Genomic DNA, 26645 nt, shown 5'->3' on the forward strand with positions numbered 1-26645 from the left:
AGCGAGCTCGCTCGCGATTGCTGTTTTACATTCAACATTTATGCAAGCTGATCCTCCGCCATCGCGAGCAAGCTCGCTCCCACATTGGATTCTGGTGATTTACGAACAGATATAAAAAAGCCCCGCCTGGATTACCAGGCGGGGCTTTTTAGTAGCCGATGGAATCAGACGAGAGGTTTAGGCTCGTGTTCTTTTTCCAGGGCTTGTTCGTGTTGCTCTACCGCTTCCTGTACGGAGCGTGGTGCCTCTTCGATGACCGATTCGGCAGCAGGTGCCGATTCGATCACTTCAGCTGCAACCGGTGCAGGTTCGGAAGCCGGAGCCGCTTCAGCCGGAGCAGCAGCGGCAGCCAGTTCGGCTTCCTTCTTCAGACGCTCTTCTTCACGCTTGCGACGACGCACTTCACGCGGGTCGTTGGGCGCACGACCGCTCGGGGTCAGGGCGCTGACAGGGGCAGCTTCGACTTGCGGCGCAACCACTTCAGCCACAACCGGCGCTTCCACGACCGGAGCAGGCTCGGCGGCAGCAACCACTGGCTCGGAGACTATCGCTTCAGCAACCGGGGCTTGCGCAACAGGTGCTGGAGCTTCGACAGCTACCGGCTCGGCAACCCAGTTGAACGCGGTTTGTTCTTCGCGAACTTCACGAACAGCTTCGGTTACGGTTTCGCTGGAGGTTTCGACAGCTGGCTCGGCGGCAAACACTGGTTCGGCGACAGCGGCAGCTTCAACCACAGGCTGTGCTTCTTCGCGAACCGGAGCCACTTCGATTTCCGGCGCGGCGGTGGCTTCGACCGGAGTCGTTGCTTCAACCACAGGTGCTTCAACCGCAGCTGTTTCCAGAGTAGCGGCAGTGGCGCGTTCGGCTTGCTCGTGGGCTTGTGCTTCAGCCGGAGCGCTGATCACGGTGCTGGCAACGGCTGCGGTAACAGCCAGGCCGGCGGCCAGATCGGAAGTGCTTGGCGCTTCGTTGCGTTCAGCAGCTTCGTTACCTTCACCGGCTTCGGACTCTTCCGAACCTTCGATCACGTTGCCGTTGGCATCACGCTGACGCTCGCGACGGTTGCTGCGACGACGCTGGCCACGGGAGCGGCGGCGTGGGCGATCGCCTTCGGCGCCTTCCTGACCGTCTTCCTGCAGTTGCTCTTCGTTGGTCACCAGTTCTTCTTCGGCAACGGCAGCCGCTTGCTCGGCACGTGGTTGACGTTCTTCACGCGGTGGGCGTGGAGCGCGTTCTTCACGTGGCTGGCGAGCTGGACGCTCTTCAGCGGTAACGGCAGCGGTCGCGACAGCGGCAGCGGCAGCTGGAGTGGCATCCAGAGGCTCACGCAGTTCACGAACCGGACGCTCTTCGCGGTCGCCTCGTGGCTTGCGATCTTCGCGTGGAGCGCGCGGGGCACGTTCTTCACGAGGGGCGCGTGGTGCGCGCTCTTCACGAGGTGCGCGTTCTTCGCGAGCAACAACCGGCGTTTCTTCACGAGCTTCACGTGGCTCACGTGGTGCACGTTCTTCGCGCGGTGCACGTTCTTCACGAGGCTTGCGTTCTTCATCGCGGCGACCGTTACGGTTGCGGCTCTGCTGACGACCGTTGCGACGCTCTTCGTTGCGGGCCGGACGCTCGGTGGTCGCTGGTTTTTCAACCACAACCGGAGCGACAGGCTCTTCCTTGGTCGCGAACAGGCTGACCAGCGACTTCACCAGGCCCTTGAACAGGCTTGGCTCTGGCGCGGCGACCGGTGCAGCCACTGGCGCAGGAGCAACGACTTCGGTCGGAACCGGAGCGTTGGCGCGGGCCGGAGCGGTCTTGACCGCAGCTTCCTGGCGAACCAGGGTGCGGGTCGCGGCGGCTGGCTGGACTTCTTCGACTTCGGCAGCGGCAGCAGCGATTTCGTAGCTGGACTGGCCGACCGCGGCTTCCGGGCTGTCATCGCGCAGACGCTGAACTTCGAAGTGCGGCGTTTCGAGGTGGTCGTTCGGCAGGATGACGATGCGGGCACGGGTGCGCAGTTCGATCTTGGTGATCGAGTTGCGTTTTTCGTTGAGCAGGAACGCAGCGACCGGGATCGGCACTTGGGCGCGAACTTCGGCGGTACGGTCTTTCAGGGCTTCTTCTTCGATCAGGCGCAGGATCGCCAGCGACAGCGATTCAACGTCACGGATGATGCCGGTGCCGTTGCAACGCGGGCAGACGATGCCGCTGCTTTCGCCAAGCGATGGACGCAGGCGTTGACGGGACATTTCCAGCAGGCCGAAGCGCGAGATGCGACCGACTTGTACGCGAGCGCGGTCGGCTTCCAGGCATTCGCGGACTTTCTCTTCCACGGCGCGCTGGTTCTTGGCAGGGGTCATGTCGATGAAGTCGATGACGATCAGGCCGCCGATGTCGCGCAAGCGCAACTGACGGGCAATTTCTTCGGCGGCTTCAAGGTTGGTCTGCAGGGCGGTTTCTTCGATGTCGCTGCCTTTAGTGGCGCGCGCCGAGTTGATGTCGATGGACACCAGGGCTTCGGTCGGATCGATAACGATGGAACCACCGGAAGGCAGTTCGACGACGCGCTGGAAAGCGGTCTCGATCTGGCTTTCGATCTGGAAACGGTTGAACAGCGGAACGCTGTCTTCGTACAGCTTGATCTTGCTGGCGTACTGCGGCATCACCTGACGGATGAAGGTCAGGGCTTCGTCCTGGGCTTCAACGCTGTCGATCAGCACTTCGCCGATGTCCTGGCGCAGGTAATCGCGGATGGCGCGGATGATCACGTTGCTTTCCTGATAGATCAGGAACGGCGCGGAGCGATCCAGCGAGGCTTCTTTGATGGCGGTCCACAGTTGCAGCAGGTAATCGAGGTCCCACTGCATTTCTTCGCTGCTGCGGCCAAGGCCGGCAGTGCGCACGATCAGACCCATGTCAGCCGGGGCAACCAGGCCGTTCAGGGCTTCACGCAGTTCGTTGCGCTCTTCACCTTCGATGCGACGGGAAATACCGCCGGCACGCGGGTTGTTCGGCATCAGCACCAGGTAACGACCGGCCAGGCTGATGAAGGTGGTCAGGGCTGCGCCCTTGTTGCCACGTTCTTCTTTTTCGACCTGAACGATGACTTCCTGGCCTTCGCTCAGGACGTCCTTGATGTTGACGCGGCCTTCAGGGGCTTTCTTGAAGTATTCGCGGGAGATTTCTTTGAGGGGCAGGAAGCCATGGCGCTCAGAGCCGAAATCGACAAAGGCAGCCTCAAGGCTTGGTTCGATGCGAGTAATCCGGCCTTTATAGATGTTGGCCTTTTTCTGCTCGCGTGCACCGGATTCGATGTCCAGGTCGTAGAGGCGTTGGCCATCTACCAGTGCAACACGCAACTCTTCGGGTTGAGTTGCGTTAATCAGCATTCTTTTCATGTAGTACCGTCGGTTTCCGGGCTGCCGGAAACGGCGTTCGGCACACACGACTTCTCATGGTCGGTGTCAGGTGCGTCGGGAGTGGTTGGCCATTCCCGTGTCCAGCGATGTCTGGCCAATTGGGCCGTTATCGCGACGTACGCGTCCTGCTTGCTGTGGCTACTTAAGCACTCAGTCAGGAGGAGGAATCAACCAGCGGCTGTGGACGAGATGAAGCGTCTTGATAAAGCCTATTGCTACACAGTCCAGCGGTTGTGCATCTCCACCCTACACGTATCCCTGATAATTCGGGTGCTGCCGCGCGCAGAATCCGCAGCGGGTTGGCATTTACCGTGAGCTCCGAAGGGGGAGGTCACGCATCATGGCTAATTTAGGCGGTGTTTCCGAAGCGTTCGCTCGGGGTCGTTCGTCGCTGACTGCACTTTGTGAACTGGCCGTGAATATTGGCTCGCAAGGCGAGTGAAAACTCTGCTTTGCCGCTTGATTCAGGCCTCATGTCACCTGCGCTCGTTACAGCTGCAAACTCCACCGTTACGTAGCGAAAGCCCCGTAGGACGGCCTTGCGTCCTGGTGAATTGCGTTGGTCAGGGCCGGTTTTTGACCGTTAGTCCGCTGTCCAGGCCGCTTTTGGCGGCGTTCGCGACTATAGCAGCAATGATTAAGTGCTTCAATTCCATAAAAAATTGTTATCATCCGCGACATGACGACTACTGCCCCTTCGACCCCAGCCGTACAACTGCTGGAGGTCTCGCCGGAATATGCCGGCCAACGTATTGATAACTTCCTTCTCGCTCGGCTCAAAGGCGTGCCCAAGACCTTGATTTACCGCATTTTGCGCAAAGGCGAAGTGCGAGTGAACAAAGGTCGGATCAAGCCCGAATACAAGCTGCAGGCGGGCGATATCGTGCGCGTGCCGCCTGTTCGCGTGCCTGAGCGCGACGAGCCTGTCCCGCTGGCCCAGGGCCTGCTGCAGCGCCTTGAAGCGTCGATTGTCTTCGAGGACAAGGCGCTGATCGTGATCAACAAGCCTCCCGGCATCGCTGTTCACGGCGGTAGTGGCCTGACTTATGGCGTGATTGAAGCCTTTCGTCAGTTGCGTCCCGATTGCAAGGAGCTCGAGCTGGTTCACCGTCTCGACCGTGATACCTCCGGCCTGTTGATGATCGCCAAGAAGCGCAGCATGTTGCGCCACTTGCACACAGCCTTGCGCGGCGACGGTGTCGACAAGCGCTATATGGCGCTGGTTCGCGGTAACTGGGCGACATCGATCAAGCAAGTCCGGGCGTCGCTCGGCAAGAGCAATCTGCGCTCCGGCGAGCGTATGGTTGAGGTCGACGAGGAGGAGGGCAAGGAGTCCGTGACCGTGTTCAAGGTCCTGCGTCGCTTCGGTGACTTCGCCACCATGGTCGAAGCCAGGCCGATCACTGGCCGGACTCACCAGATTCGCGTTCACACCTTGCACGCCGGGCACTGCATCGCGGGCGATACCAAGTATGGCGATGAAGCGTTCAGCAAGGAAATTCGCGACCTGGGCGGCAAACGCCTGTTCCTGCACGCCTACATGCTGACCGTGCCGCTGCCCGATGGTGGCGAGCTGAAGTTGCAGGCGCCTGTCGATGAAATGTGGGCCAAGACCGTGGAGCGCCTGAGTGTACCCCTCTGATTACAAGCTGCTGATTTTCGATTGGGACGGCACGCTCGCTGACTCCATTGGTCGGATTGTCGAGGCGATGCATGTCGCCTCCGAACGGTCCGGATTTCAGTTGCGCGATGATTTTGCCGTCAAAGGCATTATTGGCCTGGGCTTGCCTGAGGCCATTCGCACCTTGTATCCCGACATTGGCGATGCCGAACTCGTGGCGTTCCGTCAGCACTATGCCGATCATTACATCGCCTCCGAGGCCGTGCCTTCACCGCTGTTCGAGGGTGTGGTGGAGTCGATGGAGGCGTTTCGCGCCGAGGGTTATCATTTGGCCGTGGCGACGGGCAAGGCGCGTCGCGGGCTGGATCGGGTGCTCAAGTCTCACGGCTGGGAAGATTATTTCGATATCACCCGCGCCGCTGACGAAACCGCCAGCAAGCCCCATCCGCTGATGCTCGAGCAGATTCTGGCGCATTGCAGCGTTCGCCCGGAGCAGGCGCTGATGGTCGGCGATTCTTCGTTTGATCTGCAGATGGCGCGTAACGCCGGTATGGATTCGGTGGCGGTCAGCTATGGCGCGCAATCGATCGAGGCGCTGAAGTTGTTCGAGCCGGCACTGGCCATTGACCATTTTTCAGAATTGCATGCCTGGCTGAGTCAGCGGGCTTAATCGTTTTTTGCTGGGGTAGATGTCATGACCGACGAATGGAAAGCGCCCGCCAAGGCGAGCGCGGAGAGCGGTGACGAGAAAAGCTGGAAGCTGCTGGAAAAAACCTTGCTGGCCAGTGTGCAGGAGCAGCGCCGTTCTCGTCGCTGGGGGATTTTCTTCAAGCTGCTGACCTTTGTTTACCTGTTTGCCGCGCTGGTCCTGTTCACGCCGCTGATGGACATGGAAAAAAGCGCCACCCGCGGGTCCCATTACACCGCATTGATCGACGTGACCGGCATGATTGCCGACAAGGAGCCGGCCAGCGCTGACAACATTGTAGGCAGCTTGCGTGCGGCGTTCGAGGACGAAAAGGTCAAGGGTATTATCCTGCGTATCAACAGCCCGGGCGGCAGTCCGGTGCAGTCGGGTTACGTGTACGACGAAATCGTCCGTTTGCGCGGTCTGCACCCGGACACCAAGGTGTATGCGGTGATTTCGGACCTGGGCGCGTCCGGTGCCTACTACATCGCCAGTGCGGCAGATCAGATCTACGCCGATAAGGCGAGTCTGGTGGGTTCCATTGGTGTGACGGCGGCCGGGTATGGTTTCGTCGGCACCATGGAGAAGCTTGGCGTTGAGCGTCGGACCTATACGTCGGGCGAGCACAAATCATTCCTCGATCCGTTCCAGCCGCAGAAGCCCGAAGAAACCCAGTTTTGGCAGGGCGTGCTTGATACGACTCACCAGCAGTTCATCAACAGCGTCAAGAAAGGGCGTGGGGATCGCATCAAGGACAAGGAGCATCCAGAGCTGTTCTCCGGTCTGGTCTGGAATGGCGAGCAGGCGTTGCCGCTGGGCCTGATCGATGGTCTGGGCAATGCCAGTTCGGTTGCGCGCGATGTGATTGGCGAGAAGGAGTTAGTGGATTTCACCGTTCAGGAGTCGCCGTTCGACCGCTTCTCGAAAAAACTCGGTGCCAGCGTTGCCGAGCAATTGGCGATGTGGATGGGCTTTCACGGTCCATCGCTGCGCTGATCCTCTGCGGCATAAAAAAAACCGGCCTTCATGGCCGGTTTTTTACATTCGCGCGGTCTGTTTTGCGGTGCTCAGGGTATTTGCACACCTTCGGCCAGCAGCATGTCGATCAGGCGAATCAGCGGCAGGCCTATCAGGCTGGTGGCGTCAGGGCCTTCGGTGCTTTGAAACAGGCTGACCCCTAAACCTTCGGCCTTGAAGCTGCCAGCGCAGTCGTAGGGCTGTTCGGCGCGCAGATAGCGTTCTATGCGCACCGGGTCGAGCGTGCGCATGTGAACGGTGAAGGGTACACAGTCGACCTGGCAATCGCCGGTCTGGCTGTTGAGCAGCGCCAGGCCGGTGAGAAAGGTGACGCTGGCACCGCTCGAGGCCAGCAGTTGTTCGCGGGCTTTATCGAAGGTGTGGGGTTTGCCGATAATCCTGTCGCCGAGTACGGCGACCTGGTCGGAACCGATAATCAGATGAGCGGGGTGGCTGGCGGCAAGCGCCAGGGCTTTCTCTTTGGCGAGGCGCTTGACCAGATCAATGGCAGGCTCGTCCGGACGATGGCTTTCGTCGATGTCCGGTGAGCTGCAAGTGAACGGCAGCTGCAGGCGGGCCAGCAATTCCCGGCGATACACTGAGCTTGAAGCGAGTAATAAAGGCAGCATGTGCATCTCCAAAGGGCAGGTGCGAATTCTAGCGGAGGCGTGCAAGTGACGGACAGGGCTGAATTTCCTTTGACATGGCTGGGGGCATCCCTATAATGCTGCGCCTATGTTGAATGACCCGATTCCACCTCACGTTGACCCGCGCAAATTGGCTGATCGTGGCACCACCCTTCAAGGTGAATTGCTGCTAGCCGATTTGGAGAGACTCTGCGACCCGCTTTCCGATACTGTCGGTACGGTGCAGGCTAAATTCGTTTTTGAACGAGATGAACGTAAATCTGTGGTAATTCACAGCTTTATCGACACCGAAGTCAAAATGGTTTGCCAGCGTTGTCTTGAGCTGGTCACCCTGCCGATCCATAGCGAATGCAGTTATGCTGTGGTGAAGGAGGGTGCGAATACCCAGTCGTTGCCGAAAGGTTATGACGTGCTGGAACTGGGCGAAGATCCATTGGATCTGCAGTCACTGATCGAGGAGGAGCTTTTGCTCGCCTTGCCCATTGTGCCTGCTCATCATCCGGAAGAATGCCAGCAGCCGGCGGGTCTCGATGAGCCCGAACCGAGCGAGGACGAGGTAACGCGGTCCAACCCGTTCAGTGTATTGGCGCAGTTAAAGCGTGACCCAAACGTTTAGGAGTTAATCAATTATGGCTGTTCAGCAGAACAAAAAATCCCGCTCTGCCCGTGACATGCGTCGTTCGCACGACGCCCTGACGGCAAGCACTCTGTCTGTAGAAAAAACCACCGGTGAAATTCACCTGCGTCACCACGTATCGCCAGAAGGCGTATACCGTGGCCGTAAAGTGATCGACAAGGGCGCTGACGAGTAATCACTTGTCTGCTCAAGTCATCGCGATTGACGCAATGGGCGGGGACTTCGGTCCCCGCAGCATTGTTCAGGCCAGCCTTGCTTGTCTGTCTGCTACGCCCTCGCTGCACCTGACCCTCGTCGGTCAACCGTCCCTTCTTGAAGAACTGCTCTCTGGCCAATCGGCTATGGATCGCGCGCGCCTGTCGATTGCTCCGGCATCCGAAGTCATCACCATGGACGAAAAGCCTGCCCAGGCACTGCGTGGCAAGCCCGATTCGTCGATGCGTGTGGCGCTCGAGTTGTTGCGCGATGGCAAGGTCCAGGCGTGTGTCAGTGCCGGCAATACCGGCGCGCTGATGGCGTTGTCGCGGTTTGTGCTCAAGACATTGCCGGGCATCGATCGTCCGGCGATGGTGGCGGCAATTCCGACGCAGAAGGGTTATTGCCAGTTGCTCGACTTGGGCGCCAACGTCGATTGCAGCGCCGAGCACTTGTTGCAGTTTGCGGTGATGGGCTCGGTGGCAGCAGAAACCCTGGGTATCGTTCGTCCGCGCGTGGCGTTGCTGAACATCGGTACCGAAGACATCAAGGGCAATCAACAGGTCAAGCTGGCCGCGACTTTGTTGCAGAGCGCTCGCGGTATCAACTACATCGGCTTTGTCGAAGGTGACGGTTTGTACCGGGGCGAGGCTGACGTGGTGGTGTGTGACGGCTTTGTCGGCAATATCCTGCTCAAGTCCAGCGAAGGCCTGGCGACCATGATTGCCGGGCGTATCGAGGCCTTGTTCAAGAAAAACCTCGCCTCAAAAATGGTCGGCGCGCTGGCGCTGCCGCTGATGAAGCGCCTGCAAGCCGATCTGGCGCCTGCGCGGCATAACGGCGCCAGTTTCCTCGGGTTGCAGGGGATTGTCGTGAAGAGCCATGGTTCTGCTGGCGTTCAGGGGTTTCAAAGTGCGATACAGCGTGCGGTGATCGAGATTCAGGAAAACCTGCCGGAGCGTATTCACGGCCGTCTGGAGGATTTGTTGCTTTAGGCGTTTTCGTCGGACAATGCTTAAATGTGACCGCTCAGTTCAATTGGCCATCCAACTGTCAGTTTCTTGCGTCCCCAAGGCGGGGCGTCAATTCTCCGACGACAAGATCATTAGGGGCTCGTTACATGTCTGCTTCCCTCGCATTCGTCTTTCCAGGACAGGGTTCGCAGTCCCTCGGCATGCTGGCCGAGTTGGGCGCGCAACATCCGATCGTCCTCGAAACATTCAAAGAAGCTTCCGATGCTCTGGGTTACGACCTGTGGGCACTGACCCAGCAAGGGCCGGAAGAGCAACTCAATCAAACCGATAAAACCCAGCCGGCCATTCTGACCGCCTCGATTGCCTTGTGGCGTCTGTGGCTGGCTGAAGGCGGCGCGCGTCCGGCTTACGTTGCCGGTCACAGTCTGGGTGAGTACAGCGCACTGGTTGCCGCGGGCAGCCTGACGCTAGGCGATGCCGTCAAACTGGTTGAGCGTCGTGGTCAACTGATGCAGGAAGCCGTTCCGGCCGGGCAGGGTGGCATGGCCGCTATCCTCGGTCTGGACGATGCTGATGTGCTGGCCGCCTGTGCCGAAGCGGCGCAAGGCGAAGTGGTCAGCGCGGTGAACTTCAATTCCCCGGGCCAGGTGGTAATCGCTGGCGCCAAGGCGGCGGTCGAGCGCGCCATTGAAGGATGCAAGGCCCGTGGCGCCAAGCGCGCCATGCCATTGCCAGTGAGCGTGCCATCGCACTGCGAGCTGATGCGTCCGGCAGCCGAGCGCTTCGCCGAGTCGATCGCTGCGATCGACTGGCAGGCGCCGCAGATCCCTGTGGTACAGAACGTCAGCGCCGGCGTGCCGGCCGATCTGGAAACCCTCAAGCGCGATCTGCTCGAGCAGCTCTACAAACCTGTGCGCTGGGTCGAATCGGTCCAGGCACTGGCTGCCAAGGGCGCGACCCAACTGGTCGAGTGCGGTCCTGGCAAGGTGCTGGCCGGCCTGAACAAACGTTGCGCCGAAGGCGTGTCGACATCCAATCTTAATACCCCAGACGCTTTCGCTGCCGCCCGTGCAGCGCTGGCCTGAATCAGGAGAAACTTGCATGAGTCTGCAAGGTAAAGTTGCACTGGTCACCGGTGCGAGCCGCGGTATCGGTCAGGCCATTGCCCTGGAGCTGGGTCGTCAGGGCGCCATCGTTGTGGGCACCGCGACTTCCGCTTCTGGCGCCGAGCGTATTGCCGCCACCCTGAAAGAAAATGGTATTCAAGGCACTGGCATGGAACTCAATGTCACCAGCGACGAATCCGTTGCGGCGGTGCTGGCGAGCATTTCTGCGCAGTTTGGTGCGCCGGCGATCCTGGTCAATAATGCCGGTATCACCCGCGATAATCTGATGATGCGCATGAAAGATGACGAATGGCATGATGTCGTCGATACCAACTTGAACAGTCTGTTCCGCCTGTCCAAGGGCGTTTTGCGCGGTATGACCAAAGCCCGTTGGGGACGAATTATCAGTATTGGTTCGGTTGTGGGTGCCATGGGCAACGCAGGCCAAGTAAACTACGCAGCCGCCAAGGCCGGTCTGGAAGGTTTCAGCCGTGCACTGGCGCGTGAAGTCGGTTCGCGTTCGATTACGGTAAACTCGGTGGCCCCAGGGTTCATCGACACCGATATGACCCGTGAACTGCCTGAGGCACAGCGTGAAGCCCTGCAGACGCAGATTCCGCTGGGTCGTCTGGGACAAGCTCAAGAGATCGCGTCTGTGGTCGCTTTTCTTGCATCCGACGGTGCGGCTTACGTTACTGGGGCTACAATCCCGGTGAACGGCGGGATGTACATGAGTTAAATGTGACGGATTGCTTCAAAAAAATGTCATACGAGCTGTCTAAAATCCGTTATAAAGCTGCAATCTATTTATAGGCAGAGGGCCGCCGGGTTTGAGGAGTGAAGCTTTCAGTTGAAATGCTGAAAAGTCTTTCTATACACTTACCCACTGGCCAGCTGCCTGAATTTGTCCATTAGGAGTGAAAACAAGGTATGAGCACCATCGAAGAGCGCGTCAAGAAAATCGTTGCCGAGCAACTGGGCGTTAAAGAAGAAGAAGTGGTCAACACTGCTTCCTTCGTTGAAGACCTGGGTGCTGACTCCCTTGACACCGTTGAGCTGGTGATGGCTCTTGAAGAGGAATTCGAGACCGAAATCCCTGACGAAGAAGCTGAGAAGATCACTACAGTACAAGCCGCAATCGATTACGTTACTAACCACCAGGCTTAATAGCTTGTAATCGTTGCTAGCTGTCATGGAAAAACCGCACTGCCATCACGGCGTGCGGTTTTTTCTTTAGGCCTGATGCAAAGTCGTCATTTGAAAAAGGAGAGTGCTGTGTCGCGTAGACGCGTCGTAGTCACCGGTATGGGTATGTTGTCGCCACTGGGCACGGATGTGCCGAGCAGTTGGCAGGGCATTCTGGCTGGCCGCAGTGGCATTGGTCTGATCGAACACACCGACCTTTCTGCCTATTCCACCCGTTTTGGCGGCTCGGTAAAGGGCTTCAATGTCGAGGAATACCTGTCGGTCAAGGAAGCTCGCAAGCTCGACCTGTTCATTCAGTACGGTCTGGCCGCAGGTTTTCAGGCTGTACGCAATGCCGGTCTGGAAGTCACCGACGCCAACCGTGAGCGCATCGGCGTGGCCATGGGTTCCGGTATTGGCGGTTTGACCAATATCGAAGAAACCAGCCGCACGCTGCATGATTCCGGCCCACGACGGATTTCTCCGTTTTTCGTGCCTGGCTCGATCATCAATATGATTTCCGGTTTCCTGTCCATTCACCTGGGTGCACAGGGACCTAACTACGCCATCGCCACAGCCTGTACCACCGGTACGCACTGCATCGGTATGGCGGCACGCAACATCATGTACGACGAAGCTGACGTGATGATTGCCGGCGGCGCCGAGATGGCGGCTTGCGGTCTGGGCATGGGCGGCTTCGGTGCCTCCCGCGCGCTGTCGACCCGCAACGACGAGCCAACCCGCGCCAGCCGTCCATGGGACAAGGGCCGTGACGGCTTCGTGTTGTCCGACGGTGCCGGTGCTCTGGTTCTCGAAGAACTGGAACACGCCAAGGCGCGTGGCGCGACCATCTATGCCGAGCTGATCGGCTTTGGCACCAGTGGCGATGCCTACCACATGACTTCGCCGCCCGCCGATGGCGCCGGTGCCGCGCGTTGCATCACCAATGCCTTGCGCGACGCGAAGATCAATGGCGATCAGGTCCAGTACATCAATGCCCACGGCACGTCCACTTCGGCCGGCGACCTCGCTGAAGCGTGTGCGATCAAGTCGGTGTTTGGCGATCACGCCTACAAACTGGCCGTCAGTTCGACCAAGTCCATGACCGGTCACTTGCTGGGTGCGGCGGGCGCGGTCGAGGCGATCTTCAGCGTGCTGGCGATCAACAGCCAGGTGGCGCCACCGACCATCAACCTCGACGAACCGGACGAAGGTTGCGATCTCGATTTCGTACCTCACACCGCGCGCAACATGGACATTGATGTGGTGCTGTCCAACTCCTTCGGTTTTGGCGGTACCAATGGCTCGCTGGTGTTCCGCCGGTTCGCTGACTGATGGATAGCTGGGTCGACGGTCAGCCGGCTGACGCTTTGTCGCTGAAGGATCGCGGCCTGGCTTACGGCGATGGTCTGTTCGAGACAATTGCGGTCAAGAGCGGGCAACCGTTATTGCTGGACCGGCATCTGTCGCGTCTGGCCGATGGCTGTTCGCGCCTGGCAATCACTGCCGATCACGAACTGATCCGCAGTGAGCTGCTGGCCTACGCCAAAGCGCTGGGTGAAGGCGTGCTCAAGCTCATCCTTACGCGCGGTGACAGTCTGCGTGGGTATGCGCCCGATCCCTCGGCTCAGGCCCGACGCATTCTGCAGGGCAGTCCTCCCTCAGCTTATCCTGCCGTGCATGGCGAGCAGGGCGTTCGCCTGTTCCCCTGCGCGACACGATTGTCCGGGCAGCCATTGCTTGCAGGACTCAAGCACCTGAACCGTCTCGAACAAGTGATTGCTCGCGCTGAATGGCAAGATACGGATCACGCTGAAGGATTGATGCTCGATCAGGCCGGTCGGGTGATCGAGGGCGTGTTCAGCAATCTGTTCCTGGTGCGCGAAGGCGTGTTGATAACGGCCGATTTGAAACGCTGTGGCGTGGCCGGCGTGATGCGTGCCGAATTATTGTTTCAAGCCAAATCATTGGGGATCCCCACCCAAATCACTGACATCAGCCTTGATCAGCTGCAATGGGCTGACGAAGTCTTTGTCTGTAATAGCGTGTATGGCGTTTGGCCGGTGCGCGCCTTTGCAGCTCTGAGCTGGCCGGTTGGGCCGCTCACCCGTAAACTCCAAACCATTGCCCGCGCGCTACTGGATGCTTGATACGTGAGACGTAAACTCTTGCTGCTGCTGGAAACCGGATTGGTTCTGGCGGGACTGTGTCTGGGCGCTGCCGCCTGGAAAATCCATTCGGCGCTGGAACAGCCGCTGAATATTTCCCAGGAACAGTTGCTGGATGTGCCCAAGGGCACGACGCCGACCCGCACTTTTTATCGACTCGAAGCCGATGGCATCATCAAGGATGCTTTCTGGCTGCGTGTTTATTGGCGGTTCAATCTGACCCGGCAACCTTTGCATAAAGGCGAGTACCGCATGCAGCCTGGCATGACCGTCGAAGGCTTGATCGATGAGTGGAAGCGCGGTGACATCGTGCAGTACAGCCTGACACTGGTTGAAGGCTGGAACTTCCATCAGGTCCGTGCGGCCCTGGCCAAGGATGAAAAACTCGAGCAGACCCTGAACGGTTTGAGCGATAGCGAAGTGATGGACAAGCTTGGCCACACCGGGATTTTTCCGGAGGGACGATTCTTTCCCGACACTTACCGCTTCGTGCGCGGGATGAGCGACGTCGAGTTGCTGAAAAAAGCCTACGATCGTCTCGACGAAGTCCTTGCCAAGGAGTGGGAACAGCGCGCCGCGGATGTGCCGTACACCGAACCCTATCAGGCGCTGATCATGGCCTCGTTGGTGGAAAAGGAAACCGGTGTGCCGCAAGAACGCGGGCAGATCGCCGGTGTGTTCGTGCGGCGTATGGCGATGGGCATGTTGCTGCAGACCGATCCTACGGTGATCTACGGCCTCGGTGAGCGCTACAGTGGCAAGCTGACTCGCGCCCACCTCAAGGAAGCGACGCCTTATAACACCTACATGATTTCGGGCCTGCCGCCGACACCGATCGCGATGGTCGGCCGCGAGGCGATCCATGCGGCATTGAACCCGGTGGCCGGCAACAGTCTGTATTTTGTTGCGCGCGGTGACGGCAGTCATGTGTTCTCCGATGATCTGGAGGCCCATAACAATGCGGTGCGCGAGTTCCAGCTCAAGCGCCGTGCCGATTATCGCTCCAGCCCGGCACCGGCCTCGGCGCCCGAAACGTCGAGTGGTGAAACCCCGAATACCGGTACCCCGGACGCGCAGGCTCCGATTCCGGCGGCTTCCCCTAATCCCGATCCCGAAGCTTTGCCACCATCAGCGCCACAAGAGGCGCAGAAAGAACCCGCTGCTGTACCCGCTCCGGCACCTGAGCCCGTGCCGGATACCGCGGCGCCGCAAAACCCGCAATGACTTTGATTAAGGACCGCCTGTGACTGGCTTGTTTATTACCCTGGAAGGCCCGGAAGGCGCCGGCAAGAGCACCAATCGCGAATACCTGGCCGAGTGCCTGCGCGCTGCCGGTATCGAGGTCGTGCTAACCCGCGAGCCCGGAGGCACGCCTTTGGCCGAGCGTATCCGCGAGGTGTTGTTGGCCCCAGTCGATGAAGTCATGAACCCGGACACCGAGTTGTTGCTGGTGTTTGCCGCGCGAGCCCAGCATCTGGCCGAAGTAATTCGCCCGGCGCTGGCGCGGGGTGCGGTTGTTTTGTGTGATCGATTTACCGATTCGACTTATGCGTATCAGGGAGGCGGTCGCGGCTTGTCGCTTGCGCGCATCGCGACCCTGGAAACCTTTGTCCAGGGCGATTTGCGTCCGGACCTGACACTGATCTTCGATCTGCCGGTGGAAGTAGGCCTGGCCCGCGCCAGCGCGCGCGGCCGGCTGGATCGCTTCGAGCTTGAAGGGCGTGCGTTTTTCGATGCCGTGCGCAGCGCGTTCCTGGCGCGTGCCAAAGCGGATCCTTCGCGTTATGTCTTGATCGATGCCGCTCAGTCGTTGACACAGGTCCAACGCTCTCTGGACGCCTTGTTGCCACGGCTGCTGGAGCTGACCCGTGGCTGAAGCCTATCCATGGCAGGACGGCCTCTGGCAACAGTTGGCCGGGCGCACGCAACATGCTCATGCCTATCTGCTGCATGGCCCGGCCGGGATCGGCAAGCGGGCGCTGGCCGAACGGTTGATGGCCAGCCTGTTGTGCCAGCGTCCGACTGCTCAGGATGCGTGCGGCGAATGCAAATCGTGCCTGCTGCTCAAGGCCGGCAGTCATCCCGACAATTACATCCTGGAACCGGAAGAGGCCGACAAGGCGATCAAGGTCGATCAGGTGCGTGATCTGGTGAGCTTTGTGGTGCAGACCGCACAAATGGGCGGGCGCAAGGTGGTGTTGATCGAGCCGGTCGAGTCGATGAACATCAACGCCGCGAACGCCTTGCTCAAAAGCCTTGAAGAACCGTCCGGCGACACCGTTTTGCTGCTGGTCAGCCACCAGCCCAGCCGTTTGTTGCCGACCATCAAGAGCCGCTGTGTGCAGCAGGCCTGCCCGCTACCGAATCAAGCGATGAGTCTGGCCTGGCTGGCCAAGGCCTTGCCGGACAGCTCGGAAGAAGAACGCGTCGAACTGCTCACCCTGGCTGCCGGTTCGCCGCTTGGCGCGGTCAAATTGCAAACCCAGGGCGTGCGCGAACAGCGAGCGTTGGTGGTCGAAGGGGTGAAGAGGTTGCTCAAACAGCAACAATCGCCGACGCAGTTGGCCGAAGAATGGAAAACCATTCCGCAGTTGCTGTTGTTCGACTGGTTCTGCGATTGGTCGAGCCTGATCCTGCGCTATCAGTTGACCCAGGATGAAGAAGGCCTCGGGTTGACCGACATGCGCAAGGTCATTCAATACCTGGCGCAGAAGTCGGCTCAGGAGAAAGTCTTGAGTATTCAGGACTGGATCCTTGCCCAGCGTCAGAAAGTCATGAGCAAAGCCAACCTCAATCCGGCGTTGCTGCTGGAGGCGCTGCTGGTGCAATGGGCATCCTTGCCTACCCAGAAGTGATCGTCTGGGCATAGACTCAGGTCATCAGTAACGGAGGTGCGCATGAATGAAGCCGTGAATCCGGGGCCGCGCAACGGCATTTTGTCCCTGACCATCAAGGACAAGTCGGTGCTTTATGCGGCTTACATGCCGTTCATCAAGAACGGCGGCTTGTTTATCCCGACCAACAAGAGCTACAAATTGGGCGATGAGGTATTCATGCTGCTGAACCTGATGGATGAGTCGGAGAAGATTCCGGTGGCCGGTAAAGTCGCCTGGATTACGCCCAAAGGTGCACAGGGCAACCGGGCTGCCGGGGTCGGCGTGCAGTTCAACGACGGCGACAACACCGCGCGCAGCCGAATCGAAACCCATCTGGCCGGAGCCCTTAAGTCCGACCGTCCCACTCATACGATGTAAGTTGCAGCCCTTTTATGCTCGTAGATTCCCATTGTCACCTCGATCGTCTTGACCTTGCCGCCCACGACGGCTCACTCGATGCTGCGCTCGATGCGGCCCGGGGGCGCGGGGTCGGTCACTTTCTATGTATCGGTGTCAGCGTCGACAACGCCGCGGACGTCAAAGCCCTGGCTGAACGTTATGACGATGTCGATTGTTCGGTAGGCGTGCATCCTCTGGATGTGCAGCCGGGTGCCGCGCCGGCGCTTGACTGGCTGTTGCGCGAACTCAATCACCCGCGTGTGGTGGCGATTGGTGAAACCGGTCTGGATTATCACTACGAGCCAGAAGCGGCAGAGTTGCAGCAGGAGTCGTTCCGTCTGCATCTACAGGCGGCCCGGCAAACCGGCAAGCCCGTGATCATCCACACCCGCGGTGCCCGCGCCGACACGCTGAACCTTCTGCGCGAGGCAGCGTTGCCTCAGGCGGGTGTGCTGCATTGCTTCACGGAAGATTGGGATATGGCCAAAGCAGCGCTGGATATGGGCTATTACATTTCCCTGTCCGGCATTGTCACTTTTCGCAATGCCGATGCACTGCGCGATGTTGCCAGCAAGGTGCCGGCTGATCGGTTATTGGTGGAAACCGACTCGCCGTATCTCGCGCCGATCCCTCATCGCGGCAAGCCGAACCTGCCGCAGTACGTTCGCGAGGTAGCGGAATTTCTGGCAATGTTGCGAGGCGAGTCCTACGAGCGATTTGCCGCGCAAACCACTGAAAACTTCAAGCGGCTGTTTCCGCTGGCGCATGTGAAAGGTTAAATCGCAGGCAAAAAAAACCCGGGTTCTGGGGGGTGAATCCGGGTTAAGACCATTAGGAGTAAAACAAAGGCACGCGGTCCGTTGGTACCTATATCGGCGCGACACTTGGGGGAGATGCCCCGCCGACAGTTGAAGTATTGATCAGTATTGCGCCGAGTCCAGTTTACCGGCCCTGATTTTTAAACAATTTTGGAATACGGGCGCTTCAGAAGAGTTCTCATCAATGGACGATCCTTTCTGAAATCATCAAGAAACACAGATATGGTCGGATGATCCGTGCATTTTTGCGTAAGTTAGGCATAATACGCGGCTTCGAATTTTGACCCCTACAGACCTTTTCTTATGCATAAAGAACCTCGTAAGGTCCGTGAGTTTCGTCGCCGCGAGCAAGAAATTCTCGATACCGCGCTCAAGCTGTTCCTCGACCAGGGTGAAGACAGTGTCACCGTCGAGATGATTGCTGATGCCGTCGGTATCGGTAAAGGCACGATCTACAAGCACTTCAAATCCAAGGCCGAGATCTACCTGCGCCTGATGCTCGACTACGAGCGTGATTTGAACGAGCTGTTGCATTCGGCCGATGTCGACAAGGACAAGGAAGCCCTGTCCCGGGCTTACTTCGAATTCCGCATGCGCGACCCGCAACGCTATCGTTTGTTCGATCGCCTGGAAGAGAAGGTGGTCAAGGGCAATCAGGTGCCTGAGATGGTCGAGGAGCTGCACAAGATCCGCGCCTCGAACTTTGAACGCCTGACCTTGCTGATCAAGGGCCGGATCAGCGAAGGCAAGCTCGAAGACGTGCCACCATACTTCCATTACTGCGCATCCTGGGCGCTGGTGCACGGCGCTGTTGCGCTGTATCACTCGCCGTTCTGGAGCAACGTGCTGGAAGATCAGGAAGGCTTTTTCCAGTTCCTGATGGACATTGGTGTGCGCATGGGCAACAAACGCAAGCGCGATACCGACACGCCGAGCAGCTGAACCATTCAGTCGCCTTATTGCGCCATGTTTTTGCTATATGGCGCAGTACCTCAGGAATATACTCAGGTATAGGACTTGCTAAAACTTGATTTGTGAGTCAAGTTTTGTGCGTTCAAATTCCTTTTGCCGGAGTGATCCATGATCGTTGACCGTCAAGGCAGGCGTTTTCGCAATTTGCGGATCAGTCTGACTTCAGCCTGCAATTACGCTTGTACCTATTGCGTGCCTAACGGCAAGCGCCTGGTGGCTGCGCAGGATGAATTGTCGGCCGAGGCCATGGCGCGCGGCGTGGCTTATTTGATCGAAGCCGCCGGCATCGAGCGTTTGCGTATCACCGGTGGCGAACCACTGGTCAGCCCCAAACTCGAAGCCTTCATGACAGCTGTCGGCAAGATGGGCCTGGAAGACATCAGTCTGACCACCAATGGTCAGCTGCTGGCGAAAAAACTGCCCTTGCTGGTGGATGCCGGCATTCGCCGCATCAACGTTTCCCTCGATACCCTGGATGCCAGTGCCTTTCGCAGCATTGCCCGTGGCGGCGATCTGGCGACCGTGCTCGATGGTATGGATCAGGCCAAGGCCGCTGGCCTCAAAATCAAGGTCAACATGGTGCCGTTGCGTGGCCAAAATCTCGATCAGGTGATGCCGCTGCTCGATTACTGCCTTGAGCAGGGCTATGAGTTGCGCTTCATCGAACTGATGCGCATGGGTCACCTGGCCAGCGATAACAACGCCTTTCTGCAGCAGTTCGTCAGCCTTCAGCAGTTGCTGAGCCTGATTGGCGAGCGCTACGAATACCTGCAAGCCGACGCGCCCGTGGACGCCACTGCCGTGCGTTATGAAATTCCAGGGCTTGGGCATTTCGGCGTCATCGCCAACGAAAGCGTTCCCTTCTGCCGCACCTGTTCACGGCTGCGCCTGTCGTCCACGGGCTGGTTGCACGGTTGCCTGTCGTCGAGCAACCGTCACTATGTCGGAGACCTGCTGGACAAGCCGCGTCATCAGGCATTGCCTGCGTTGCAGCGCCTTCTGGTCAAAGCCTTGGGGGACAAACAGGAAGTGGCGTTCTCCGGCGGCGCGACCATCATGAAGATCATCGGCGGCTGATGCGCCCTGTGAGGCACCCATACGCTTGAGCTGGCGCGGAAGCTGCATCCAATGGCCATTCGCCGGTTTTCCGTCACCGGCCTCTGGAGGGTAGGATGCGTAGCCTGGTTTTGCTGCTGGCCGTTTTGGCGCTTGGTGGCTGCATGAATGTCAGCGACATGGCTGAAGGGACTCGCTACCACATGAGCGATGCGGGGCTGTTGGATCACAGCGACAATCACCGCTCCAATAACCTGCGCATTCAGCCGGATTCATTCATCTACATCGCCCAGGGGGCTTTTGCACCGCCAGGCAGTGCCTACCCGCGGCCCAACGTGGTTGCTGAAGAAGCCTTCAATGGCTTTATCGAATACTTCCCGATGGTGCGCCGCGCCCGTGCGCCCGAAGGGCTCGACCAGGCCATGGGCGAAGCCCGTGCTGCCGGTGCCCATTATCTGCTCTACACCCGATTCGCCAAGGCCGACGACCGGATTGGCAACTCGGATGATTGGCTCGATCAGGAATACGTGGATCGACTTGGCATCGACAGCGGGGTGATTCAGATCATGTTGATCGAGACCAGCACCCAGTATTTGATTGATACTGCACGTATCAAGAGTCGTGGCGGTTTACTGACGTTCTACGACAACAAGCCAGAAGATCTGATTAGCCGGCCGCTGGAGCAATACGCGCGCGGCCTGATCGGGCTCAGCGACCAGTAATTCAAGGAGAACGCCATGAGTGGCCCGCAAAAAGCCAACGACTTGTTGGGGCAAATCCCCAAAACCAAAGGCTTGCCGCCGGTTCACTTGTGGAACCCCGACTTTTGCGGCGACATCGACATGCGCATTGCGCGCGACGGCACCTGGTATTACCTGGGCACGCCGATCGGGCGCAAGCCGATGGTCAAGCTGTTCTCCACTATCATTCGCCGCGACGGCGATGATTATTTTCTGATCACCCCGGTCGAGAAGGTGGGCATCAAGGTTGATGACGCGCCGTTTGTGGCGATTGCCCTGGAAGTGGAGGGCGAGGGCGAAGCCCAGCTCCTGCGCTTCACCACCAACGTCGACGAGGTTGCCGAAGCTGGCGCCGAACACCCGATCCGCGTGGTCATCGATCCGGTCACGCAAGAACCTGCGCCGTATGTGCATGTGCGCACCAACCTCGAAGCGCTGATCCACCGCAATGTGTTCTACCAACTGGTGGAGCTGGCGGTGAGCCGCGACATCGACGGACAACGCTGGCTCGGGGTGTGGAGCGGCGGTGAATTCTTCAAGATCGGTCTCGAACCGTAATCGCTCCCAGTTTGATTTTGTTCAAAAATCAAATTGACACCCAATCGTATGATGATTAGCGTGGACTCCCATCGCGAACGGCTTTTTGCCGTTCCTGCTTCGAGGTGCCCATGTCCAGCAGTTTTCATGCATCGACCGTCGATTGGCTGGGTTGCTGGATAGCCGCCGGCCAGGTCAAACCCGGCGAAACCATCAAGGTCGAAGCCGATCTCGGCGAACAACTCGGTGTCAGCCGCACGGTTATCCGCGAAGCCATCAAGACCCTGGTCGCCAAAGGCATGCTCGAAGTCGGGCCGAAGGTTGGCACACGGGTGTTGCCGGTGCGGCGCTGGAATCTCTTTGATCCGCAAGTCGTGGGCTGGCTGTCACGCAGCGGCTTGCCGGAAAACTTCGTCGACGACTTGCTCGACCTGCGCCGCACCATCGAGCCGATGGCGGTGCGCTGGGCCTGTGAACGAGCGACCGTCGAACAGGTGCAAGCCGTGCTTCAGGCCTATAACGCGTTGGAGCGAGCCGTCGACAGCGGCATCGATTACAACCGCGCCGACCAGTTCTTCCACGAATGCATCCTCGCTGCCAGCCACAATCAATTCATCGAGCAAATGGTCCCGGCCCTCGGCGCACTCTTGGCCGTGTCGTTTGAAGTGTCCGCCGCCGACCCGGACGAACTGCGCCGCACGCTGCCCATTCACAAAGACATGGCCGACGCCATCGCCGCCCGTGACTCCGCGCGCGGTGTCTGGGCGTGCATGACGCTGATCGATAACGCTGACCTGGCGATCAAGCGTTTCTACCCGAAAGTCATGGCCGACAAAAAAGCCAGCTGACAACAACGAACCTTGTGGGAGCGAGCCTGCTCGCGATAGCGGTTGAACATTCAGCGACCAAGTTGCCTGACACACCGCCATCGCGAGCAGGCTCGCTCCCACCTACAGTGCAACGCAGGAGGCTTCATGACGTGGAATGCGGTTACCGGACACCGTGCGCAACTGGGCGAAGCCCCGTTTTGGGATGCGCCGACGCAAGCGTTGTACTGGGTGGACATCGCCGGTCAGCAGGCGCTACGGCTGATCGGTGCCAATGTGCAGATCTGGCAGATGCCGGAGCACGTGTCCGCGTTCATTCCCTGCGAAAGCGGCGATGCGCTGGTGACGTTGAGCAGCGGAGTCTATCGACTCGATCTGGATTCGCCGGGACTTGAGCCGCGCCTGACCTTGTTCTGCGTCGCCGATCCTCAACCCGGCAATCGCGCCAACGAAGCGCGCTGCGATCCCTTGGGTCGGCTCTGGCTCGGCACCATGCAAAACAACATCGGCGAGCAGGGCGAAGACCTGCCGATCGAACGGCGCAGCGGTGGTTTGTTTCGCATTGACCGCGATGCCCGGGTCACGCCGCTGCTGCGTGGGTTGGGCATTCCCAACACATTGCTGTGGAGCGATGACGCAACGATGCTGTATTTCGGCGACAGCCTCGACGGCACGTTGTATCAGCATTTCATTCACACCGACGGCAGCCTGGATGCCGCGTACGTCTGGTTTGGCCCCCATGCGCGTGGCGGCCCGGATGGTTCGGCGATGGATGCCGAAGGTTTCATCTGGAATGCCCGCTGGGACGGTAGTTGTCTGCTCAGGCTGGCGCCGAGCGGGCATGTCGACCGTGTGATCGAGCTGCCGGTCAGCCGTCCGACCAGTTGCGTGTTCGGCGGCGAAGACCTGAAAACCCTGTACATCACCAGCGCCGCCAGCCCGCTCAACCATCCGCTGGATGGTGCATTGCTGTCGATCCGCGTCGATGTGGCTGGAAAACCCTGTACCCGATTCGCTGGATAGATCCCAAAATATGGGACGTAAAATTATATATTGAGATTATTCGGTGGTCGGGTTTATAGTCGGCCATCAGTTACACGCACTCACACTTAAAAAAACAAAACAGGTGAAGTGATGCAGCGATTTTCCGAAAAGCCTTTTGGCCGGTCATCGACAGATGCCCGGTTTTTGCCGTGCCTGCAAACAGGAGCGCTGAGCCATGGCTGAGCCTCTTTCCTTGCCGCCGGCGCCAGAACCGCCCAAGGGCGAGCGCCTGAAAAACAAGGTCGTGCTGCTGACCGGCGCGGCGCAGGGGATTGGCGAGGCCATCGTTGCCACCTTCGCGTCGCAACAGGCCAAGCTGGTGATCAGCGATATTCAGGCTGAAAAAGTCGAGCAAGTTGCAGCGCATTGGCGTGAGCAGGGTGCGGATGTGGTCGCCCTCAAAGCCGATGTGTCACGCCAGCAAGACCTGCACGCCATGGCCAGACTGGCGGTCGACCTGCACGGGCGCATCGACGTTCTGGTCAACTGCGCCGGGGTCAACGTGTTCCGCGATCCACTGGAAATGACCGAAGAGGACTGGCATCGCTGCTTCGCCATCGACCTTGATGGCGCCTGGTACGGTTGCAAAGCGGTGTTGCCGCAAATGATCGAGCAGGGTATCGGCAGCATCATCAATATTGCCTCGACGCACTCCAGCCACATCATTCCGGGTTGCTTTCCCTACCCGGTGGCCAAACACGGTTTGCTCGGCCTGACCCGCGCCCTGGGCATCGAATATGCGCCGAAGGGCATTCGCGTCAACGCGATTGCACCGGGCTATATCGAAACCCAGTTGAACGTCGATTACTGGAACGGCTTTGCCGACCCTCACGCCGAACGTCAGCGGGCCTTCGACCTGCATCCGCCGCGCCGCATCGGGCAGCCGATGGAAGTGGCGATGACCGCCGTGTTCCTGGCCAGCGATGAAGCGCCGTTCATCAATGCCTCGTGCATCACCATCGATGGTGGGCGTTCGGTGATGTACCACGACTGAATAAAACAGGTTTCAGACGCCGAACTCCGTCTGAAATCCAATCATCATACGATATGACTATTTGCTCTACCGGCTTTCAAATAACGCCTCAAAAAAAATAACAAGGAGTCAGCTTATGAATCGTCGTCGTGGGATCCGTTCCCTGTGCTGTGCCGCTTTGGCGGTCACTGCGGTCAGCTTGAGCAGTACGTTGCTGGCGGCAGAAGAAGTGAAGATCGGTTTTTTGGTCAAGCAGGCGGAAGAGCCCTGGTTCCAGACCGAATGGGCGTTCGCCGAAAAGGCCGGGAAAGACAAAGGCTTCACCGTCATCAAGATCGCCGTGCCTGACGGCGAGAAAACCCTCTCGGCCATCGACAGCCTGGCCGCCAACGGCGCGAAAGGTTTTGTGATTTGCCCGCCAGACGTCGGCCTCGGCCCGGCTATCGTGGCCAAGGCCAAAGCCAATGGTTTGAAAGTGATCGCGGTCGATGACCGTTTTGTCGATGCCAGCGGCAAGTTCATGGAAGACGTGCCTTATCTGGGCATGGCCGCGTTTGAGGTCGGCGAGAAACAGGGCAGCGCCATGGCCACCGAAGCGAAAAAACGTGGCTGGGACTGGAAAGAAACCTACGCGGTGATCAACACCTTCAACGAACTCGACACTGGCAAGAAACGCACTGACGGTTCAGCCAAGGCACTGCAAGACGCCGGTTTTCCAAAAGACCACATTCTCTTCACCGCGCAGAAAACCCTCGACGTGCCAGGCAGCATGGACGCCACCAACTCGGCGCTGGTCAAACTGCCGGCCGGGGCGAAAAACCTGATCATCGGCGGCATGAACGACAACACCGTGCTGGGCGGCGTGCGCGCCACCGAAAGCGCCGGTTTTGCAGCGGCCAACGTGATCGGCATCGGCATCAACGGCACAGACGCCATCGGCGAATTGAAGAAGGCCAACAGCGGCTTCTTCGGTTCCATGCTGCCAAGCCCGCACATTGAGGGCTACAACACCGCCAGCATGATGTACGAGTGGGTCACCACCGGCAAAGAGCCACCGAAATACACCGCGATGGACGACGTGACACTGATCACTCGCGAGAACTTCAAGCAGGAACTGGAAAAGATCGGCCTGTGGAACTGAGGCTTGGTTGATTTCATCGGCGGCCCTGGTGACGGGGCTGCCTGATCTGTGTGATGAGGTGGTTTTATGCACGCGCAAGTACAGACACACGAGCACAGCGTTGGCGGCAGCCTGCGCTTCAACGGAATCGGCAAGACCTTTCCCGGAGTGAAGGCGCTGGACGGCATCAGCTTCGTTGCCCATCCGGGCCAGGTTCACGCTCTGATGGGCGAGAACGGCGCCGGTAAATCCACGCTGTTGAAAATCCTCGGCGGTGCCTACACGCCGAGCAGCGGCGACCTGCAGATCGGCGAACAGTCGATGGCCTTCAAGTCCACCGCCGACAGCATTGGCAGCGGCGTCGCGGTGATCCATCAGGAGCTGCATCTGGTCCCGGAAATGAGTGTGGCGGAGAACCTTTTCCTGGGGCACTTGCCGGCCAGTTTCGGCTTGATCAATCGCGGCGCGCTGCGCCAGCAAGCACTGGCCTGCCTGAAGGGCCTGGCCGATGAAATCGATCCGCAGGAGAAAGTCGGGCGCCTGTCCCTCGGCCAGCGGCAGTTGGTGGAAATCGCCAAGGCATTGTCCCGTGGCGCGCATGTCATTGCGTTCGACGAACCCACCAGCAGCCTGTCGGCGCGCGAGATCGATCGCTTGATGGCGATCATCGGGCGCCTGCGCGACGAAGGCAAAGTGGTGCTCTACGTTTCCCATCGCATGGAAGAAGTGTTTCGCATCTGTAACGCGGTGACGGTGTTCAAGGACGGTCGCTACGTGCGCACGTTCGAGGACATGAACGAACTGACCCACGATCAGTTGGTGACGTGCATGGTCGGTCGCGACATCCAGGACATCTACGATTACCGCAGCCGCCAGCGTGGCGCGGTGGCACTCAAGGTTGAAGGTTTGCTCGGGCCGGGTTTGCGTGAGCCGGTGAGTTTCGAGGTGCACAAGGGCGAGATTCTCGGGCTGTTCGGCCTGGTCGGCGCGGGGCGTACCGAGTTGTTCCGGATGCTCAGCGGGCTGACGCGCAATACCGCTGGACGCCTGGAGCTTCGCGGTCATGAAGTGAAACTGCGTTCCCCCCGCGATGCTATCGCGGCCGGCATTCTGCTGTGCCCCGAGGACCGTAAGAAGGAGGGCATCATCCCGCTCGCCAGCGTCGCCGAGAACATCAACATCAGTGCTCGCGGTGCGCATTCCACTTTCGGTTGCCTGTTGCGCGGCCTGTGGGAGAAGGGCAATGCCGACAAACATATCAAGGCGTTGAAGGTGAAGACGCCGAGCGCCGAACAGAAAATCATGTACCTGTCCGGCGGCAATCAGCAGAAGGCCATTCTCGGTCGCTGGCTGTCGATGCCGATGAAAGTCCTGCTGCTGGACGAGCCGACTCGCGGCATCGACATCGGTGCCAAGGCCGAGATTTACCAGATCATCCATAACCTGGCCGCCAGCGGCATCGCGGTGATCGTGGTGTCCAGCGACCTGATGGAAGTGATGGGCATTTCCGACCGCATCCTGGTGCTCTGCGAAGGCGTGATGCGCGGCGAGCTGTCTCGCGCAGAGGCCAATGAATCCAACCTGCTGCAACTGGCTTTGCCGCGCCAACGCGCTGACGGCGTGGCGAACTGAGAGGTG

Annotated in this window: 27 protein-coding genes; 25 read left to right on the plus strand and 2 right to left on the minus strand. The window is 59.1% G+C overall.

Annotated elements, in window-relative coordinates; genetic code table 11:
* Positions 1-164: 164 nt before the first annotated feature.
* Entirely contained in the window at positions 165-3386 is a 3222-nt protein-coding gene (rne, locus tag QRN31_RS04265) for a ribonuclease E (protein WP_285430412.1), read from the minus strand.
* 700 nt (positions 3387-4086) lie between these two features.
* On the opposite strand from rne, the gene rluC reads away from it, so the two are divergent.
* From rluC to QRN31_RS04280, 3 genes are read left to right on the plus strand one after another with little or no spacing between them, the layout of a single operon-like run.
* Positions 4087-5049, plus strand: coding sequence for a 23S rRNA pseudouridine(955/2504/2580) synthase RluC (gene rluC, locus QRN31_RS04270; RefSeq protein WP_285430414.1), 963 nt, complete (start codon positions 4087-4089; stop codon positions 5047-5049).
* Complete coding sequence (locus QRN31_RS04275) at positions 5036-5698, plus strand: HAD-IA family hydrolase (protein WP_285430416.1); 663 nt, start codon at positions 5036-5038, stop codon at positions 5696-5698. The genes rluC and QRN31_RS04275 overlap by 14 nt, the downstream gene beginning before the upstream one ends.
* A gap of 24 nt (positions 5699-5722) precedes the next feature.
* The gene (locus QRN31_RS04280; protein ID WP_285430418.1) at positions 5723-6712 is read left to right on the plus strand and encodes a S49 family peptidase; all 990 of its coding nucleotides are present in this window, start codon (positions 5723-5725) and stop codon (positions 6710-6712) included.
* 71 nt (positions 6713-6783) lie between these two features.
* On the opposite strand, the gene QRN31_RS04285 is transcribed toward QRN31_RS04280, so the two are convergent.
* Positions 6784-7362 (minus strand): Maf family protein, encoded by a 579-nt coding sequence (locus tag QRN31_RS04285; RefSeq protein ID WP_285430419.1) that lies wholly within the window; start codon positions 7360-7362, stop codon positions 6784-6786.
* A gap of 106 nt (positions 7363-7468) precedes the next feature.
* Here QRN31_RS04285 and QRN31_RS04290 point away from each other — a divergent pair, with 106 nt between their 5' ends.
* The 22 genes from QRN31_RS04290 to araG all read left to right on the plus strand — a co-directional run bounded on the left by QRN31_RS04290 (position 7469) and on the right by araG (position 26639).
* Positions 7469-7996: a YceD family protein gene (locus tag QRN31_RS04290; protein WP_004371317.1), complete on the plus strand. Its 528-nt coding sequence runs from the start codon at positions 7469-7471 to the stop codon at positions 7994-7996.
* A gap of 13 nt (positions 7997-8009) precedes the next feature.
* Positions 8010-8192, plus strand: a complete 183-nt coding sequence (gene rpmF / locus QRN31_RS04295; RefSeq protein WP_008152339.1) for a 50S ribosomal protein L32 — start codon at positions 8010-8012, stop codon at positions 8190-8192.
* Positions 8193-8196: 4 nt separating this feature from the next.
* The gene (gene plsX, locus QRN31_RS04300; RefSeq protein ID WP_222587990.1) at positions 8197-9207 is read left to right on the plus strand and encodes a phosphate acyltransferase PlsX; all 1011 of its coding nucleotides are present in this window, start codon (positions 8197-8199) and stop codon (positions 9205-9207) included.
* A gap of 125 nt (positions 9208-9332) precedes the next feature.
* Entirely contained in the window at positions 9333-10271 is a 939-nt protein-coding gene (gene fabD / locus QRN31_RS04305) for an ACP S-malonyltransferase (RefSeq protein WP_222587989.1), read from the plus strand.
* A 16-nt stretch (positions 10272-10287) separates the two neighbouring features.
* Complete coding sequence (gene fabG, locus QRN31_RS04310) at positions 10288-11031, plus strand: 3-oxoacyl-ACP reductase FabG (protein ID WP_090186765.1); 744 nt, start codon at positions 10288-10290, stop codon at positions 11029-11031.
* A 191-nt stretch (positions 11032-11222) separates the two neighbouring features.
* Positions 11223-11459, plus strand: coding sequence for an acyl carrier protein (gene acpP, locus QRN31_RS04315; protein WP_003442511.1), 237 nt, complete (start codon positions 11223-11225; stop codon positions 11457-11459).
* A gap of 108 nt (positions 11460-11567) precedes the next feature.
* Entirely contained in the window at positions 11568-12812 is a 1245-nt protein-coding gene (gene fabF / locus QRN31_RS04320; RefSeq protein ID WP_010461853.1) for a beta-ketoacyl-ACP synthase II, read from the plus strand.
* Positions 12812-13627: an aminodeoxychorismate lyase gene (gene pabC, locus QRN31_RS04325; protein ID WP_285430426.1), complete on the plus strand. Its 816-nt coding sequence runs from the start codon at positions 12812-12814 to the stop codon at positions 13625-13627. The genes fabF and pabC overlap by 1 nt, the downstream gene beginning before the upstream one ends.
* 3 nt (positions 13628-13630) lie before the next feature.
* A complete protein-coding gene (gene mltG, locus QRN31_RS04330) occupies positions 13631-14869 on the plus strand; it encodes an endolytic transglycosylase MltG (RefSeq protein WP_285430427.1) in 1239 nt (412 codons plus the stop codon).
* Between the two features lie 19 nt (positions 14870-14888).
* On the plus strand, positions 14889-15521 hold the full coding sequence (gene tmk / locus QRN31_RS04335) for a dTMP kinase (RefSeq protein ID WP_285430428.1): 633 nt from the start codon (positions 14889-14891) through the stop codon (positions 15519-15521).
* Positions 15514-16500: a DNA polymerase III subunit delta' gene (locus QRN31_RS04340; RefSeq protein ID WP_285430429.1), complete on the plus strand. Its 987-nt coding sequence runs from the start codon at positions 15514-15516 to the stop codon at positions 16498-16500. Before tmk ends, QRN31_RS04340 begins: the two co-directional genes overlap by 8 nt.
* Positions 16501-16542: 42 nt before the next feature.
* Entirely contained in the window at positions 16543-16899 is a 357-nt protein-coding gene (locus QRN31_RS04345; RefSeq protein WP_285430431.1) for a PilZ domain-containing protein, read from the plus strand.
* Positions 16900-16913: 14 nt separating this feature from the next.
* Positions 16914-17699, plus strand: coding sequence for a TatD family hydrolase (locus QRN31_RS04350; RefSeq protein WP_285430433.1), 786 nt, complete (start codon positions 16914-16916; stop codon positions 17697-17699).
* 342 nt (positions 17700-18041) lie between these two features.
* Positions 18042-18680: a TetR/AcrR family transcriptional regulator gene (locus tag QRN31_RS04355; RefSeq protein WP_008152317.1), complete on the plus strand. Its 639-nt coding sequence runs from the start codon at positions 18042-18044 to the stop codon at positions 18678-18680.
* Positions 18681-18818: 138 nt separating this feature from the next.
* Positions 18819-19787 carry a GTP 3',8-cyclase MoaA gene (locus tag QRN31_RS04360; protein WP_090186745.1) on the plus strand — a complete coding sequence of 323 codons (969 nt, stop codon included), beginning with the start codon at positions 18819-18821 and terminating at the stop codon, positions 19785-19787.
* 95 nt (positions 19788-19882) lie between these two features.
* Complete coding sequence (locus QRN31_RS04365; protein ID WP_285430437.1) at positions 19883-20488, plus strand: DUF4823 domain-containing protein; 606 nt, start codon at positions 19883-19885, stop codon at positions 20486-20488.
* A 15-nt stretch (positions 20489-20503) separates the two neighbouring features.
* On the plus strand, positions 20504-21064 hold the full coding sequence (locus tag QRN31_RS04370) for a DUF1285 domain-containing protein (protein ID WP_285430438.1): 561 nt from the start codon (positions 20504-20506) through the stop codon (positions 21062-21064).
* A gap of 110 nt (positions 21065-21174) precedes the next feature.
* Positions 21175-21891, plus strand: coding sequence for a FadR/GntR family transcriptional regulator (locus tag QRN31_RS04375; protein ID WP_208669401.1), 717 nt, complete (start codon positions 21175-21177; stop codon positions 21889-21891).
* Positions 21892-22017: 126 nt separating this feature from the next.
* Positions 22018-22893, plus strand: coding sequence for an SMP-30/gluconolactonase/LRE family protein (locus tag QRN31_RS04380; protein WP_285430440.1), 876 nt, complete (start codon positions 22018-22020; stop codon positions 22891-22893).
* Positions 22894-23089: 196 nt separating this feature from the next.
* Complete coding sequence (locus QRN31_RS04385; protein ID WP_285430442.1) at positions 23090-23908, plus strand: SDR family oxidoreductase; 819 nt, start codon at positions 23090-23092, stop codon at positions 23906-23908.
* 115 nt (positions 23909-24023) lie between these two features.
* Positions 24024-25028 (plus strand): substrate-binding domain-containing protein, encoded by a 1005-nt coding sequence (locus tag QRN31_RS04390; protein WP_285430443.1) that lies wholly within the window; start codon positions 24024-24026, stop codon positions 25026-25028.
* Between the two features lie 66 nt (positions 25029-25094).
* Entirely contained in the window at positions 25095-26639 is a 1545-nt protein-coding gene (gene araG, locus QRN31_RS04395) for an L-arabinose ABC transporter ATP-binding protein AraG (RefSeq protein ID WP_285430444.1), read from the plus strand.
* The last annotated feature ends 6 nt before the right edge of the window (positions 26640-26645 follow it).

Origin of the sequence: Pseudomonas sp. fls2-241-R2A-110 (assembly GCF_030209165.1) — a bacterium.
In the GTDB taxonomy this organism is placed as follows: Bacteria; Pseudomonadota; Gammaproteobacteria; order Pseudomonadales; family Pseudomonadaceae; genus Aquipseudomonas.